The sequence below is a fragment of the Thiofilum flexile DSM 14609 genome, from assembly GCF_000380185.1.
Taxonomy (GTDB): domain Bacteria; phylum Pseudomonadota; class Gammaproteobacteria; order Thiotrichales; family Thiotrichaceae; genus Thiofilum; species Thiofilum flexile.
Map to the genome: position 1 here is coordinate 174,571 of NZ_KB904791.1, position 16,293 is coordinate 190,863.

Below are 16,293 nucleotides of genomic sequence, written 5' to 3' on the forward strand. Positions count from 1 at the left end.
TTCAAACTAATCATCCTGTGACTTAGCCTCTTATTATCCGCTAGGAAGTCAAAGCGCATGCATTTTTCTCACCTAATCTGGTTCATTTAGTCGGTACGTGTGCTTTTTGCTAGAGCAGGCTCAGGCTCATGACACAAAGTACTTTTATTGGCAGTAAAATACGTTATTCTGATTAGGTGCTAATAATTGAAAGCTCACACCAATATGATTGAAGTAAAATCAGTATCTAAACATTTTGGCGGCTTGACTGCGGTCAACAATGCCTCACTCACCATTGAAACGGGTTCGATTACTGGATTAATCGGCCCTAATGGTGCAGGAAAATCCACTTTATTTAACCTCATTGCCGGCTTATTTCCCCCTAGTTCCGGTCAAATTTTTCTCAATGGCGAAAATGTCACGGGTCTAAAAGCTCATCAGCTCTTTCATAAGGGTTTATTGCGCACTTTCCAGATTGCCCACGAATTCTCCACTATGACGGTATTAGAAAATCTGATGATGGTACCCTCTGGGCAGTTAGGCGAGAATGTCTGGAATGCGTGGTTTCATCGCCGCCAAATTCGCGCTCAGGAGGAGGCAGTCCGCGCTAAAGCCGAGGAGGTCATTCAATTTTTGAAAATTTCCCATGTCAAAAATGAAAAGGCCGGTAATCTATCCGGCGGGCAAAAAAAGCTCATTGAATTAGGTCGCACCATGATGGTCGATGCTAAGGTCGTGTTACTCGATGAGGTCGGTGCGGGTGTCAATCGTACCCTACTCGGCGAAATTGGCGAGGCCATTGTGCGCCTGAATCAAGAGCGCGGTTATACCTTTTGTATGATTGAGCATGATATGGATTTTATTTCTAAACTGTGTAACCCCGTGGTGGTGCTAGCTGAAGGCTCCGTCCTGATGCAAGGTACTGCTGAGGAAGTTAAAAATGATGAAAAGGTCATTGAGGCTTATCTAGGACGCGGTTTGAAAAATAAAAACCTTGCCAATCAAGGAGTCGCCGCATGAGCTATTTAATCGGCGAAAATATGGTCGGCGGCTATGGCAGCGGCCCTAGCATTTTAAATGGTTGCACCATTAGCGTAGATAAAGGCGAACTAGCCGTCATTGTAGGGCCTAATGGTGCCGGTAAATCGACTGCCATGAAAGCCATGCTCGGTATGCTAAAGCTCAGCCAAGGCTCGGTCAAACTCAATGGTAAAGATATTACCAGCCTCTCCCCACAAGCCCGCATTGCCGAAGGGATTGCCTTTGTACCGCAAACTGACAATGTGTTTACCACGATGACGGTGGAGGAAAATCTGGAAATGGGGGCGTTTCTACGCACCGATAATTTTCGCGACACCATTGACCAAATTTATCAACTCTTTCCCATTCTCAAAGAAAAACGCCATCAATATGCAGGAGAATTATCGGGCGGGCAGCGCCAACAAGTCGCTGTAGGCCGTGCCATGATGACCCAGCCTACCGTATTGATGCTCGATGAGCCTACGGCGGGGGTTTCTCCGATTGTCATGGATGAGCTATTTGATCGTATTTTAGAGGTTAAAGCCACAGGGATGGCGGTGCTGATGGTAGAACAAAATGCCCGTCAAGCCTTGGAAATTGCGGATAAAGGTTATGTTCTAGTGATGGGTGAAAATCGCCATACCGATACCGGACAAGCACTCTTGGCTGATCCTGACGTACGTAAATCATTTTTAGGAGGTTAACGATGACCGATGTTTTAAATGCACTGGTATTGTTTGCCAATTTTATTTTCGTGCCGGCTCTCACCTATGGCTCACAATTGGCATTGGGTGCTTTGGGCGTGACTATGATTTATAGCGTACTGCGCTTTTCCAATTTTGCCCAAGGCGAAACCATGGCCTTTGGCACGGTAATCACTATTTTAGGCACTTGGGGTTTACAAGCCCTAGGGGTGAATTTAGGTTTCCTTCCCACCGCCTTATTAGCTCTTCCTTTGGGCATTGCGGTCACCGCAGGACTGCTCCTCCTCACCGATAAATATGTCTATCGTTATTACCGCACCCAACGCAGTGCTTCCATTACCTTTGTCATGGCCTCTTTGGGTGTGATGTTTATTATGAATGGCCTAATCCGCTTGATTTTAGGCCCTGGCGATCAGAACTTTACCGATGGCGAGCGTTTCGTTTTAAGTGCCTCTGCTTTCAAAGAGTGGTCTGGTTTAGACGAAGTACTAGTGATTCGTACCACGCAAGCCCTTACCGTTATCTTAGCTATTATACTAGTAGCCCTGTTATTTTGGTTTTTACAAAAAACTAAAACCGGCAAAGCCATGCGTGCCTATGCGGATAATGAAAACCTAGCGCTACTTTCGGGTATTAATCCTGATCGTATTGTCATGATTACATGGATTATTACCGCCGCGTTTGCGACCACAGCAGGGGTATTATATGGCTTAGATAAAGGCTATAAACCACTGGCCTATTTCCATTTATTACTACCTATTTTCGCTGCTGTTATTGTAGGCGGGATTGGGCGACCGATTGGGGCTATTGCCGGTGGGTTTATTATTGCTTTTTCAGAAGTCATTTTAACCTATGCCTATAAAAAATTCCTAGCCTATCTACTCCCTAGCGATTTAGCCCCCGATGGCTTAGTCCAGCTTTTGTCTACTGAATATAAGCTTGCCATCTCCTTTATCATTTTGGTAGTAGTATTATTAATAAAACCGACTGGCTTATTTAAAGGTAAAGTAATATGAGTCAACGTCCACATGAAATAGCTCGTGGTAATTATTACTTACGTGTCATCGTCGTTTTTACCCTAATGGCGGGTTTATTAGCCCTCGTGGGATTTATGCAGTCGTGGTCGCTAGCCTTAACGATTGTTAATCTTTGCCTTATTTCTGCGGTCATGGCCTTAGGGGTCAATATTCAATGGGGCTTTGCCGGACTCTTTAATGTCGGGATTATGGGGTTTGCAGCTCTAGGAGGCTTGGCTGTTTTACTAGTGGCGATGCCGCCGGTAAAAGAAGCGTGGGCTGCGGGAGGAATACGGGTCATTTTTGCTCTTATCATTTTCACCGCTGCTATTGCATTGACCCTGCATACACATAAGCGCTTGAAAGGTAAACGGGGGCATGGCCTAGCCTTAAGTGCGATATTAATCGTTGGCATTATTATTAGTCGCTTTGTCCTAGACCCCGGTGTGGCTGCTATTGAAGCGGTTAATCCCTCTAGTACGGGCTATTTAGGTGGCTTAGGTTTGCCGGTGGTATTCGCTTGGTTAGTAGGCGGTGCATTAGCGGCGGGTGTGGCTTGGCTCATTGGTAAGATTACCTTAGGTTTAAGAGCCGATTACTTAGCGATTGCGACCTTAGGGATTTCAGAAATATTAGTGGCGGTGATGCGTAATGAGGATTGGCTCACTCGTGGGGTTAAAAATGTGACTAATCTACCCCGCCCCGTCCCCTATGAGATTGAACTGCAACAAGCCCCTTGGTTTATCGATTTAGTCGCTCGCTGGAATGCGGATAGTTTAGGATTATTAGGTGAGTCTGCTCGTGCCTCTGCTTTGCAGCCCTTACTGATAGAAGGCTCTACTATCTTTGTAAAACTTTGTTATGCTGGATTATTTTTAGTGGTGTTATTGGTTATTTACCAATTAGCTGAACTAGCTCTCAATTCCCCTTGGGGACGGATGGTACGCGCTATTCGGGATAATGAAGTCGCCGCCGATGCTATGGGTAAGGATGTTACCGGACGCCATTTACAAATTTTCGTTTTAGGCTCGGCGGTCGTTGGTATTGCAGGAGCCATGCTGGTCACACTAGATAGTCAGTTTACCCCCGGCTCTTATAATCCACTGCGCTATACCTTTTTAATCTGGGTTATGGTGATTGTGGGCGGCTCTGGTAATAATCTAGGTGCCATTATCGGCGGCTTTTTAGTGTGGTTTATTTGGGTTGAAGCCGAACCTATCGGTTTTTGGTTTATTAGTCTATTAACATCAGGCATGGGAGACGATAACGGCCTACGTAAACATTTATTAGATAGCGCCCAATATATGCGCGTTATTATTATGGGTAGTGTATTACTGTTAGTCATGCGCTTTAGCCCTTGGGGTATTTTGCCCGAACAAACAAAACAGTTTAAATAACGATATGGAGTATATGGTATGAAACGATTAGTTTTAGCAAGTGTTATTTTAGCCGGCTTATCAACCGCTGTATGGGCAGAAGAGGATGTGAAAATTGGGGTATTAATGGGTTTTACCGGCCCTATTGAATCCTTAGCTCCGACAATGGCAGGCTCAGCCGAATTAGCCCTTAAAGAAATATCCGACTCTGGTGCGTTTTTAGGAGGCAAAAAAATAGTTCCCGTGCGTGCAGATTCGTCTTGCGTAGATGCCGCTGCTGCGACTGCCACGGCTGAACGTTTAGCGTCTTCTGAAAAAGTGGTCGCCTTCATAGGCCCTACCTGTTCGGGTGAAACCACTGCTGTGGTGAATAATGTGAGTGCGCCGAATGGTATTCCTACCATCTCCCCCTCCGCCACCTCACCTGCATTAACCACCGTAGAAGACAAAGGGGTCTTTTTCCGTACTGCACCCTCTGATGCTCGTCAAGGCGAAGTATTAGCCCAAGTTGCTAAAGATCGTGGCATTAATGAAATCGCTATTACCTATACCAATAATGACTATGGTAAAGGCTTAAGCGAGTCCTTTTCTAAAGCCTTTGAAAAATTAGGTGGCAAAGTCACCATTAATGCCGCCCATGAAGATGGTAAAGCGGATTACTCTGCCGAAGTAGCGGCTCTTGCAGCCTCTGGTGCTAAAGATTTAGCGGTATTTGGTTATCTCGATCAAGGTGGGAAAGGTATTATACAAAATGCTTTAGACACCGGAGCCTTTAAACGCTTTGTCATGGGTGACGGTATGGTGGGTGAGAAACTGGCTGCCGATCTCGGTAAAGACATGGAAGGTTCGTTTGGTACTATGGCAGGTGGCGAATATGCCGGCAGTGAAGCTTGGAATAAAATCGCCGAAAGCGCCAAAATCGATCCTAAAGGCGGCCCTTATCGAGCAGAGTCTTATGATGCCGCTGCTGTATTAGCCTTAGCGATGCAGGCTGCAAAATCAACCGACCGCGCGGCTATTATAGCGAAGATTAAAGAAGTGGCTAATGCTCCGGGTGAAAAAATCCTGCCCGGTGAATTAGGCAAAGGCTTAAAAATCTTAGCTGATGGCGGTGATATTGATTACGTTGGTGCGACTAATATTGAGTTTGATGATGTCGGTGATGTACCCGGTTCCTATCGTGAGATGGAAATTAAAGAGGGTAAGTTTGAATCAGTAAAAACGCATTAAATAGCACCCCGCATTAAATAGGTAAGTAGGTATAGCAAAGTAATCGGGTAGTTCTGGAGCAGTCTTGGCGGCAGGGAAGCCGCCTTGTAGCGTACAGGGAGGTATTCACAGCGGCTGCGGAAGAAATACTCGATTACTTTGGCTCAAGTACTTATTAGCCAGCTATTGCAGCGCTTACCTATCTATAGACTGTATCAGTATTTTATGCTGATACAGTTCCCGCCCCCTTAAAATTAAATGCTGTAATATTTGTGTTATGGCACTAAAATCTCAAAATTTATTTAAAGCGATGCTTATGTCTAACTCTCCTAACTCTATACCTAATACTACTATTCGCTGTGCTTGGTTAAATCTGACTAAAAGCGATTATGTGCAATACCATGATGAAGAATGGGGGGTTCCTGTTTTTGATGATCGCTATTTATTTGAATGTTTATGTTTAGAAGCCAGTCAAGCGGGTTTGAGCTGGTATACGGTGTTAGTAAAACGCGAGGCTTATCGGCAGGCGTTTGATAATTTCGACCCGCTTAAAGTTGCGCAGTATGATACGGCTAAAATTGATACCTTAATGACGAATGCAGGTCTCATTCGTCATCGTGGTAAATTTGAAGCGCTAATTAATAATGCCCGGCATTTTTTAGCTATTCAAAACGAGTTTGGTAGTTTTGCCCGCTACTTATGGGCATTTGTGGGTAATAAGCCTGAACAGCGTGAAATTCACGCCCCTGCAGATTATCGCAGTACGAGTCCAGAATCAGAGGCCTTAGCTAAGGATTTAAAACGCCGTGGGTTTAAGTTTTTAGGTGCCACCACCTGCTATGCCTATATGCAAGCCGTAGGATTAGTGAATGATCATCAATGGGATTGCCATTGTCGGGAACGCATCCAGCGCCTAGGCGAAAACGGTATGCCTAGCCTAGGCTAAGCTCCATGGTCGTGGCAGCCTCGAAACCCAATAACCAGCGCCGGTAATAAGCCAGTGAATGAGTCTTGGTTGCCACAAAGCCATAACGCTCATATAAGCGCCGTGCTTCAGTATTACGATTAATCACATTGAGCTGTAGAGTTTGCAAGCCTTGATGGCAAGCATAATCACGCAATTGATTTAATAATGCCGTACCAATCCCTAATCCACGCCAGTGAGGATGCACCACAATGCCCTCAATAGCGAGCACATCGTGAGTGTTTTCATGCTCATACCAGCTTAGAATACGATCCGCCCAATGCCCTTCCCAATAGCCTAAATGGGTTTGTAATGCTTCACGGTGTAGGCCATTAGTTAACGAGCCATGTAGCGTTTGAAAACCCGCTAAGCCTATTAAATGCCCCCCACTTAATGCACACACCGCAAAAGCCGTATCAAAGGTTTGCGCTAATAAGTGAATGCGTTTAACCCGATTCGGCACCGCGCGTGTAATTTTAGCCCCAAAAGCTTGATCATAAAGCAGCGCTGCATCATACCTTAATGCAGCAGGCAAGCCATGATAATATTCAATAATAGCGTATTTTGGTATTGTCATTTAGTCATCACTAGCAGCAACTTTTGCTGCTTATCAATCCTTATTTAACCCCAGCCCACTATAACCATAAAAAAGTGGTTGTTTTTAGTTACTCTAATGGCTTTAAAAATGCGTCAAATACATACGCACTTCCATTTAACCAAGTAATTTTCACCCAATGCCCCTTGAAACCACTGATGGAATCCGCTTTTATTTTTGCTTCTAACACCTGCACCTTACCGCCCTCTGGCACAGTACCTAGTTTTTTACCTGATATATCCGGTTTTTCACGTACCACTAACACAGGCTTCGCACTACTTCGATACCACTGCCCCGTTGTTACTGCATTAGTAGCGTCGGCAGTATGCTTAGCCTGCTTGAGCGCTTGCTCTAAGTGCTGAGTACGTTGTTGAATTGCTTGCAAAACACATTGCGTGATAGCCGGCGCATTCGCCGCAGGGGTGGTGGTTTCCAATTTGCCGCATTGAACATTGCGTTGATCCAGCCATGCCCGTTGCTCACTATCAAGCTGTTTATTTGCTAAACCATCGTAAGTCGCAGCGAGGGCTTGATAGGTTTGATTTAATTGCTTCTTAGCGGGGCGTAATACGTCATTGAGACAAGCCTCATTGTTTTCGATACCACACGCGGCAATATCCGCATGTAAGGACGCGGGCGCGGGTGTTGCAGAAGTAGCGGCGGGATGCGTGGTGGGGGTGGGATTAGTTTCACTAGGTACATGAGAGCAGACTGACACGGCAAAGGTATTATAAGTCGGCTTGGTATTACTTTGGCAACTCGCTAAACAGGATGCCTCAAATGCAGCACCTTGATAACTCGGATGATTAGAAAAAGCAAATAACGCTTGCATAATAGTGCTGGGCAGTTGCGTTTGGGGCTTAACACAATCGGGATTAGTAGTTTTTACCGTTTTGCAGCTCTCTAAAGCTTGGTTATATAACCACTCGCAATATTCATTAGGTAACGGTGTAGTAGTGGCATAAGCAACCGGAAAATATAAAACCCCTACTAATACCCATTTAAGCCGCTGATTCTGTTTCATAAAGCCCTCCTTTATATTAATTGTTTAGCAATGAGCTTATTTAAATAGTGTAGCTCGATTATTACAAAGTCGTTAGTGCCTTATCGTGCGGGGTGAAATTTTTACTAGGGATGAGCTTTGTCATGGTATGAGGAATATTCATCCGCTATATTAGCTCGATTATTAATCATGGATTGAAGTTGTTATGAGTGATCGCCCCATTGCTCATGTGCGTTTTGATGCACAAGGAAAGCCCATTGAACATTGGTTAGATGAACATTTGCAGAAAGTGGCACAACTCGCTTCTGGTTATGCAACTGATTTTAAGAGTCATGAGTGGGCTTATGTAGCAGGGCTTTGGCATGATCTGGGTAAGTATAATCCGGCCTTTCAAGACTATATCTGTGATAAAACAGGTTATGAACGTGAAAATGCTCATATTGAGCTGGCAAACAACAGTAAAGGTAAAGTCAACCACTCCGCAGCCGGTGCGCTCTATGCGGTTAAACAGCATAAGCAATTAGGCTTGCCACTGGCTTATTTAATTGCGGGGCATCATGCGGGTTTACCTGATTGGACTAAAACGGCTGAGTCTGAGGGGCGTTCGTTAGCTGAAATACTTGAGGAAACTGAGCATCTAGACAAAGCCTTACAGGTAGATGTACCTAGCTCCATTCTTAAGCAACCGTTACCTAAAACAGCGCCTAGAGGTGAGTCTCATGAATATGCGCTGTGGATAAGAATGCTATTTTCTAGCCTTGTGGATGCCGATTTTCTGGATACAGAAGCGTTTATGCAGCCGCAGCAGTTTGCACAGCGGGGCAAATATCCTGATTTAGCCACCTTACTGCAGCGCTTTAATGAGCATATGCAGTCCTTTGCTGTACAAGCTCGACCTAGCAAGGTGAATGAACTGCGTACCCAAGTGCTACAACAGTGTCGAGCAGCAGCACAACAACCGAGTGGTATTTTCTCGCTCACTGTGCCGACGGGTGGGGGTAAAACGCTATCAGGTATGGCCTTTGCTTTAGAGCAGGCGGTGAAATATCAGAAAAAACGCATTATTTATGCCATTCCCTTTACCAGCATTATTGAACAAACCGCCACCATCTATCGTTCAATTTTGGGGGACTGTGTCATTGAGCATCATAGCAATTTAGATGTGAGTGACCCCGAACGTGAAACGGCTCAAAGTCGGCTAGCATCTGAAAATTGGGACGCCCCCATTATTGTCACCACGAATGTGCAGCTTTTTGAATCCCTATTTGCCAGTCGGACGAGCCGTTGTCGCAAATTGCATAATCTTGCCAATAGCGTAATTGTGCTAGATGAGGCACAACTGTTACCGCCGGAGTTTCTGAATCCCATTTTGAGCATAATGAAAAGCTTAGTAGCACATTATGGGGTGACATTTGTCTTGTCTACGGCTACACAACCTGCTTTGCAAAGCCTATATGATCCTTTTAATAAGCCTATTTTAAAGGGGTTTGACGCAAAGCAGGTTACTGAAATTATTCCTAATTGTGAGCAACTCTTTAATGATTTAGAGCGGGTTACGGTCGTCATACCAGATGATTTAAGTCTTGAGCGCAATTGGGAGGATATTGCAGCAGAGATGATGGAGCATGAAGCGGTATTGGTCATTGTGAATACGAAAAGCCAAGCCGCTGAGCTGTGCCGTTTACTACCACCGGACACCTATTATTTGAGTACTAATCTTTGTGGAGCGCATCGCTCGGAAAAACTACAAGAGATTCGAGATAAACTTAAAACGAAACAACCCTTACGAGTAGTCAGTACCCAATTAATCGAGGCGGGGGTTGATGTGGATTTTCCGGTCGTGTATCGAGCATTAACGGGACTCGATTCGATTGCTCAAGCGGCTGGGCGCTGTAATCGCGAGGGCTTATTAACAAAGGGTAAGGTTATCGTGTTTATTCCGCCCAATAATCATAAGCTCAAAGGGCATTTAGGATTATCGGCGAGTGTTAGCAAAAGTCTCTTGCCACTTTTCACTGAACCACCCTTATATTACCGCCATTTCAAAACCTATTTTGAGCACTATTACACTAAAACCAAATCACGGGATGCTCAGGGTATTGAAGAGCTACTCACTAAAGATGCTCGTAGTCTTAAGATTCAATTTCGTACCGCCGCCAATCGTTTTCGCTTGATTAAAGAAGAGGGTCATGCCGTGTTAGTCCCTTATGGTGAAGGTGAAAAACTAATTGAGCAACTCAAAATATTAGGCAGCTCACGCTGGCTGCTGCGTAAACTGCAACGCTATACCGTCACGATTCGTGAGCAAGATAAAAACCGCTTACGAAATAACGGTGATATTCGTGAACTCAAGGAGTTAGCTGGGGTGTATGAGCTAGTGACGTCAGGGATTTATGACTCAAAGCTGGGTTTGATGAGTGACCCTTTTCAACTAGATCCTGAAGATTTACTTTGGTAATCAAGATGATGATTATGATAGCCACTAATATTCCCCAAAAGCGTGAAGCTGGCAGAGCTGTACAGAAAATACGTAGTTCTTTAATAATTTTTGAGTAATCAGTTTTTAGGCTATTCATAACATTTCCTAGTAATTGAAATTTAAGGCTGATATGATAGAACCTCACTTGATAAAAAAGCAAGTGTGGGTTGAAACCTAGTAATTGAAATTTTCTCTCAATCGCTATGCGGGCATAGTAAATCTATGCCCACTTTTGAGCTGTTCTTAGGAGGTATTGATGAGCTATAGCTTTTGTTTAGAGGTATCCGGTGACTTTGCTTGTTTCACTCGTCCTGAAATGAAGGTAGAGCGCGTGTCTTATGATGTCATTACCCCATCCGCTGCTCGTGCGATCTTTGAAGCTATTCTGTGGAGGCCTGCTATTCGTTGGCATATACGCAAGATTGAAGTGCTTGAGCCGATTCGTTGGATGAATTTGCGCCGTAATGAAGTGGCTAGCGTTATCCCAACCGGAGCGGTCAAATCAGCCATGAAACAAGGCCAAGGACAACTCGGTTTATATATCGAAGAAGACCGCCAACAACGCGCTGGATTGTTTTTGCGGGATGTGCGCTATCGATTACATGCTGATTTTGAATTGCTCAACCCCGATGCGGATAACACCGCCATCAAATTTGCTGAAATGTTTAAGCGCCGTGCTGCCAAAGGGCAATGCTTTAATCAACCCTATTTAGGTACACGCGAGTTTTCCTGCGCTTTTCGTTTGATTGAAACAAAAGAGCCTAATAAGACACCGGGCGAGTTATTGGGAAAACGGGATTTAGGTTGGATGTTATATGACATGGATTTTACTGATACAGAAAATCCTATGCCGCGTTTTTTTCATGCGACTTTGCAAGATGGTGTATTAAATGTGCCTGCTTGGAATAGTGAGGAGATACGTGGATGATTTTGCAAGCCTTATACGACTATTACCAACGCAAAGCCCAAGACCCTGAATCAGCACTCGCTCCGTCTGGTTTTGAGTATAAAGAAATTCCTTTTATTTTAGAGCTGCGTGAGGATGGTAGTTTAAATCAAATTGAAGATACTCGTTTCATTGAAAATAAAAAGAAACGGGCAAAATCCGAGCGAGTTCCTCAGGGGGTAAAGAAAACCTCCGGTGTTGCTGCTAATTTACTATGGGATAACGCTGAATATGTATTAGGTATTGATACCAAAGGTAAACCAGAGCGAATCAAAGAGCAGCAAGCCGCTTTTTTAGAAAAAATCAAAGCATTAAATTTAGCAGATAAAGATAAAGGCATTGCAGCGGTTATTCATTTTCTAGAGCAGCTAGACCACACTGTTTTAGCGCAAAACCCACTCTGGGAAGAAATTGTTAAAACCAATCCTAATTTAACCTTTCGCTTACAAGGTCAAACCTATTTAGTTTGTCAAAGTCGTGTCGTGCAATCGGCTATAGCTGCTAATGAAAGTGATGAGACTAACAAAAGTATTTGTTTAATTACAGGTGAAGAGGCTGAAATTGAGCGTTTACACCCTGCTATTAGAGGAGTGTGGGGAGCACAAGTTGCTGGGGCTAATATTATTTCTTTTAATCTGAGCGCCTTTACTTCTTATGGTAAAAGCCAAAGCTTTAATGCACCTGTGAGTAAAGAAGCCGCCTTTGCCTATACCACAGCACTCAATCATTTATTAAGTAAAGATTCTAAACAGCGCATGCAGGTAGGAGATGCTTCAACAGTATTTTGGGCGAGCAAAGAGAATGCCTTAGAGGATAGTTTTGCTGCTTTATTTGGTGCAGGAGATAGTAATAAGGATGATCCTGATCGAAGTACGGCTGTAGTGAAATCCTTATATGAAGCGGTTGAAAAGCATGGGCGTACACCCGTACTCAGTGAAGAAACCTTATTTTATATTTTAGGCTTAGCACCGAATGCGGCACGAATCAGTATTCGTTTTTGGCATGCGGCGACGGTACGAGAGGTCAGTCAGCGCATTGTTGAGCATTTTAAAAATTTAGAAATAATTCGTGGTGCTAATGATAAGGAGTATTTACCTCTATGGTTGCTTTTAAGATCTATTGCTCACTTGAATAAAGCAGAAAATGTACCGGCAGAGCTTGCTGGTGAGATTTTCCGACGTATTCTTTTGGGACTACCTTATCCTGAAACTTTACTAACCTCAGCTCTTAGACGTAATTATGCTGAGCAAACTGTTACTTATGAGCGTGCTGCCATCATCAAAGCCTATTTAATACGGAATTTAAAGGAGAAAGTAACTGTGTCATTAGATCGTAATAATACCCATATTGGGTATAATCTAGGTCGATTATTTGCCATATTGGAGCGGCTTCAAGCTGAAGCACATGAGCGTGATCTGAACTCTGATATTTCAGATGACTTTTATAGTTCTGCCGCAACTACACCCATTACAGTTTTCCCTACTTTAGTTAAATTACATACACACCACCTAAGCAAATTAGCTAAAAAGAAGTATAAGCGTGCACAAGACTTTGAAAGTTGGTTTAGTGAAATTTATTCTTGTATATCTGCACCAGCACCCAGTGTAGAGTGCGTTTACCCTAAAACCTTAAGTCTTGCTGAGCAGGGTAATTTTGCGGTGGGCTTTTATCATCAAAAAAAGGCTTTATCTCATAGTTTTCAGAAAGCCATTGAACAAACCAATTCTATTATGCAAGGAGATATAGCATGAGTTTGAATCATCGATATGACTTTGTTTTATTGTTTGATGTAAAAGATGGTAATCCTAATGGTGATCCTGATGCGGGCAACTTACCAAGGGTCGATGCAGAATCAGGACATGGCTTAGTCACTGATGTCAGTTTGAAACGTAAGATTCGTAATTTTGTAGGGATGATGTATGCAGAGCAACCACCTTATGAAATTTATGTAAAAGAAAAATCAGTTTTAAATCTTCAACATGTTCGTGCCTATAAATCTTTGGATATGGAAGACTTATTGGAACCAGATAAAAATGGGCATTTAAAATCCAAAGGAAAAGCAGAAGATGCTGATAAGGCTCGCCGTTGGATGTGCCAAAACTTTTACGATGTGCGGACTTTTGGGGCTGTGATGTCCACAGGGGTAAATTGTGGTCAGGTACGTGGACCTGTACAAATGACTTTTGGACGCTCTATTGATCAAATTATTGTAAGTGAATTTGCAATTACACGTATGGCTGTTGCGACAGAAAAAGAAGCAGAAGACCAAAGTGGAGGGAATCGTACTATAGGACGCAAATTCACCGTACCTTATGGTTTATATGTGGCACATGGTTTTGTCTCAGCGCATTTAGCCGATCAAACGGGGTTTTCTGAGGAAGACTTAGCGTTGTTATGGCAATCATTAGCTCAAATGTTTGAGCATGATCGTTCAGCCGCACGCGGCGAAATGGCAACTCGTGGGCTTTATGTATTTAAGCACGAAAGCAAGTTAGGCAATGCCCCCGCTTATGATTTATTTAAATGTATTAAGGCCGAAAAACAGGTCGATGTACCCCGTCATTTTGAGGATTATGTGGTGACGGTTGACACCAGCCACTTACCGAGTGGTGTAGAGCTAAATCGACTAGTGGGCTAATGCGATGACCGAACTCTACCCCATTATGCTCTCTGCACTACAACACTATAGTTATTGCCCGCGTCAGTGCGCCTTAATCCATCAGGAACAAGTGTTTGAGGATAATGTATTTACCATTCGTGGACACTTAGCGCATGAGCGGGTCGATAGTGGTGAAAGTGGTGTCGAGTATGGTGTCAGGGTAGAACGGGCATTGCCTTTGTTTAGTGAGCGCTATGGCTTAGTGGGTAAGGCGGATGTGGTGGAATTTCTCGCCGATGGTACGCCTTATCCCATTGAGTATAAACAAGGCAAGCGCCAACAAAAGCTCCATGATGAGGTGCAATTAATGGCGCAAGCACTGTGTTTGGAGGAAATGCTAGATAAGCCGATTTCAGAAGGCGCTATTTTTCACCATAAAAGTCGGCGGCGACGGGTGGTAGCCCTCACTCCAGCCCTACGCGCCCACACCGAGCAGTTGATTAGTGAAGTACGTGAGCTATTACTCTCCGCTCACACGCCCCCACCCACCGAAGAGCGAACTTTATGCCCCAATTGTTCTCTGCTAGACGTTTGCCAACCCGATTTAGTGGCCTCAACGAAGGTGATTAAACGCTTGAGTCGTCAATTATTTAGCGTGGAGGATGAAGCGTGAGACAGTTATTAAATACCTTATACATTTCAACCGATGAGGCCTATTTACGCTTAGAGGGTGAAACTTTGGTTATGAACGTGGATAAGGTTAAACGCCATCAAGTGCCACTCCACCATTTAGGGGCGATTGTCTGCCTAGGGCGAGTGGGCATGAGTCCGCAGCTCATGGCACGGTGCATGAGTGATGGACGTAGCATTGTGTGGCTGGATGAAAACGGGCGGTTTCAGGTACGAGTAGAAGGACCTGTTAATGGCAATATCTTATTGCGTCAAGCACAGTTTCGGGCAGCGGATAATACGGCTAAAGCTTTAGACTTGAGCAAATGCTTTATTGTGGGAAAGTTGCGTAATAGTCGCAGTGTATTAATGCGTAGTGCGCGGGATAATCCTGATGCAGCCGAGCGTGAGCAATTGGCTAGGGCGGCAAAAGCGCTAGCGATCAATCTACGCAATTTAGAGCAAGCCCCCACACCTGATTCAGTATTAGGGTTAGAGGGCGATGCCGGGCGGGTTTATTTTGAACAAATGAACACCATGATCAAGCCCGCAATGCGTAGCAGCTTTGAATATAAAGGCCGTAGTCGCCGCCCTCCCCGCGATAATGTGAATGCCTTGATTTCATTTTTATACGCACTGATTCTCAATGATTGCCGTAGTGCATTAGAGGCGGTGGGGCTTGATCCGCAATTAGGCTTTTTTCATCAAGTGCGCCCCGGACGCCCTTCCCTAGCCTTGGATTTAATGGAAGAATTTCGTGCTGTTGCTGGGGATCGTTTGGCCTTGACGCTGATTAATCGCGGACAATTACAAAAAGAAGATTTTGATTATCGTGAGGGGGGCGCGGTTTATTTGAATGATAAAGGGCGTCAGACCGTCGTGCGTGCCTATCAAGAGCGCAAAAAAGAAACTGTGCAGCATCCCGTCTTAGAAACCGCCGTGGAAATAGGGTTGTTGCCCTTATTACAAGCCCGGATGCTAGCTCGCTATTTACGTGGGGATGTCGAGGCGTATATCCCGTTCTTTAACAAATGAGTTTTAGCTTTTCCTCACTCCTACCCTACTCTCCAATACCCTGAGGATTTTGGTAGGCGTGTGGTGTTATGGGGTAAGTATGTTGATTTTAGTGAGTTATGATGTATCGACTGAGACTGCCGCCGGGCGTAAACGGCTGCGGCGAGTGGCGAAAGCCTGTCAAAACTATGGGCAACGGGTACAAAAATCGGTGTTTGAGTGCAAAGTCGATGCAGCAACCTATGAGCTATTAAAGGATGCCGTACTCAAGGAAATTAGTTTAACGGAGGATAATTTACGGATTTACCGTTTAACAGAGCCTTTGACTAAAAACGTGCAAGAGTTTGGTAAATTTCGAGCCACTGATTTTGATGCACCTTTGATTTTATAGGGAATTTTAAGGTTTTATGGTATAATTACCAAGTTTTCTGGAGCGCGAACCTAGAGCGATGGCTAAAATCCTTGAGGGTTCGCGCATGGTTTAACTATTTGATTATGATTGGATAATAGAATGTTCACCCTCCGCGAACCTCCATTTCTATCCCCCGCCACTAGGGTTCGCGCAACCTCGCATAATTTTTCTGATATTTTAAGCCCTTACACACGGGCCATTCTCCCAGCTAATTAAGTTGGGAGTGGATTGAAACTATCATCCTTAGTTAAATACATCTCTAGTTGATATTCTCCCAGCTAATTAAGTTGGGAGTGGATTGAAACCGT

At 44.3% G+C, this 16,293-nt stretch carries 15 protein-coding genes; 13 read left to right on the forward strand and 2 right to left on the reverse strand.

Going from position 1 to position 16,293, the window contains the following annotated elements:
• Nucleotides 1-186: 186 nt before the first annotated feature.
• The 6 genes from A3IK_RS0114765 (at nucleotide 187) to A3IK_RS0114790 (ending at nucleotide 6,250) form a co-directional block, all read left to right on the forward strand.
• Nucleotides 187-999 carry an ABC transporter ATP-binding protein gene (locus A3IK_RS0114765; protein WP_020560761.1) on the forward strand — a complete coding sequence of 271 codons (813 nt, stop codon included), beginning with the start codon at nucleotides 187-189 and terminating at the stop codon, nucleotides 997-999.
• Nucleotides 996-1,703 carry an ABC transporter ATP-binding protein gene (locus tag A3IK_RS0114770; protein WP_020560762.1) on the forward strand — a complete coding sequence of 236 codons (708 nt, stop codon included), beginning with the start codon at nucleotides 996-998 and terminating at the stop codon, nucleotides 1,701-1,703. The genes A3IK_RS0114765 and A3IK_RS0114770 overlap by 4 nt, the downstream gene beginning before the upstream one ends.
• 2 nt (nucleotides 1,704-1,705) lie before the next feature.
• On the forward strand, nucleotides 1,706-2,719 hold the full coding sequence (locus tag A3IK_RS0114775) for a branched-chain amino acid ABC transporter permease (protein WP_020560763.1): 1,014 nt from the start codon (nucleotides 1,706-1,708) through the stop codon (nucleotides 2,717-2,719).
• Entirely contained in the window at nucleotides 2,716-4,116 is a 1,401-nt protein-coding gene (locus tag A3IK_RS0114780; protein WP_020560764.1) for a branched-chain amino acid ABC transporter permease, read from the forward strand. Before A3IK_RS0114775 ends, A3IK_RS0114780 begins: the two co-directional genes overlap by 4 nt.
• 18 nt (nucleotides 4,117-4,134) lie before the next feature.
• Nucleotides 4,135-5,325 (forward strand): ABC transporter substrate-binding protein, encoded by a 1,191-nt coding sequence (locus tag A3IK_RS0114785; protein WP_020560765.1) that lies wholly within the window; start codon nucleotides 4,135-4,137, stop codon nucleotides 5,323-5,325.
• A 295-nt stretch (nucleotides 5,326-5,620) separates the two neighbouring features.
• On the forward strand, nucleotides 5,621-6,250 hold the full coding sequence (locus A3IK_RS0114790) for a DNA-3-methyladenine glycosylase I (RefSeq protein WP_051081576.1): 630 nt from the start codon (nucleotides 5,621-5,623) through the stop codon (nucleotides 6,248-6,250).
• Here A3IK_RS0114790 and A3IK_RS0114795 read toward each other — a convergent pair.
• Both A3IK_RS0114795 and A3IK_RS0114800 read right to left on the reverse strand, forming a co-directional pair.
• A complete protein-coding gene (locus tag A3IK_RS0114795) occupies nucleotides 6,237-6,845 on the reverse strand; it encodes a GNAT family N-acetyltransferase (RefSeq protein WP_020560767.1) in 609 nt (202 codons plus the stop codon). The two genes, A3IK_RS0114790 and A3IK_RS0114795, sit on opposite strands and share 14 nt — an antisense overlap.
• A gap of 88 nt (nucleotides 6,846-6,933) precedes the next feature.
• Nucleotides 6,934-7,887 carry a lysozyme inhibitor LprI family protein gene (locus A3IK_RS0114800; protein WP_020560768.1) on the reverse strand — a complete coding sequence of 318 codons (954 nt, stop codon included), beginning with the start codon at nucleotides 7,885-7,887 and terminating at the stop codon, nucleotides 6,934-6,936.
• Between the two features lie 184 nt (nucleotides 7,888-8,071).
• On the opposite strand from A3IK_RS0114800, the gene A3IK_RS0114805 reads away from it, so the two are divergent.
• The 7 genes from A3IK_RS0114805 to cas2 all read left to right on the forward strand — a co-directional run bounded on the left by A3IK_RS0114805 (nucleotide 8,072) and on the right by cas2 (nucleotide 15,964).
• Nucleotides 8,072-10,324, forward strand: coding sequence for a CRISPR-associated helicase/endonuclease Cas3 (locus A3IK_RS0114805; protein ID WP_020560769.1), 2,253 nt, complete (start codon nucleotides 8,072-8,074; stop codon nucleotides 10,322-10,324).
• A 277-nt stretch (nucleotides 10,325-10,601) separates the two neighbouring features.
• Nucleotides 10,602-11,273: a type I-C CRISPR-associated protein Cas5c gene (gene cas5c / locus A3IK_RS0114810; protein WP_020560770.1), complete on the forward strand. Its 672-nt coding sequence runs from the start codon at nucleotides 10,602-10,604 to the stop codon at nucleotides 11,271-11,273.
• Nucleotides 11,270-13,042 (forward strand): type I-C CRISPR-associated protein Cas8c/Csd1, encoded by a 1,773-nt coding sequence (gene cas8c / locus A3IK_RS0114815; protein ID WP_020560771.1) that lies wholly within the window; start codon nucleotides 11,270-11,272, stop codon nucleotides 13,040-13,042. The genes cas5c and cas8c overlap by 4 nt, the downstream gene beginning before the upstream one ends.
• A complete protein-coding gene (gene cas7c, locus A3IK_RS0114820) occupies nucleotides 13,039-13,929 on the forward strand; it encodes a type I-C CRISPR-associated protein Cas7/Csd2 (protein WP_020560772.1) in 891 nt (296 codons plus the stop codon). Before cas8c ends, cas7c begins: the two co-directional genes overlap by 4 nt.
• 4 nt (nucleotides 13,930-13,933) lie before the next feature.
• Nucleotides 13,934-14,563, forward strand: a complete 630-nt coding sequence (cas4, locus tag A3IK_RS0114825) for a CRISPR-associated protein Cas4 (RefSeq protein WP_020560773.1) — start codon at nucleotides 13,934-13,936, stop codon at nucleotides 14,561-14,563.
• Nucleotides 14,560-15,594 carry a type I-C CRISPR-associated endonuclease Cas1c gene (gene cas1c, locus A3IK_RS0114830; RefSeq protein ID WP_020560774.1) on the forward strand — a complete coding sequence of 345 codons (1,035 nt, stop codon included), beginning with the start codon at nucleotides 14,560-14,562 and terminating at the stop codon, nucleotides 15,592-15,594. Before cas4 ends, cas1c begins: the two co-directional genes overlap by 4 nt.
• A 79-nt stretch (nucleotides 15,595-15,673) precedes the next feature.
• Nucleotides 15,674-15,964, forward strand: coding sequence for a CRISPR-associated endonuclease Cas2 (gene cas2, locus A3IK_RS0114835; RefSeq protein ID WP_020560775.1), 291 nt, complete (start codon nucleotides 15,674-15,676; stop codon nucleotides 15,962-15,964).
• The last annotated feature ends 329 nt before the right edge of the window (nucleotides 15,965-16,293 follow it).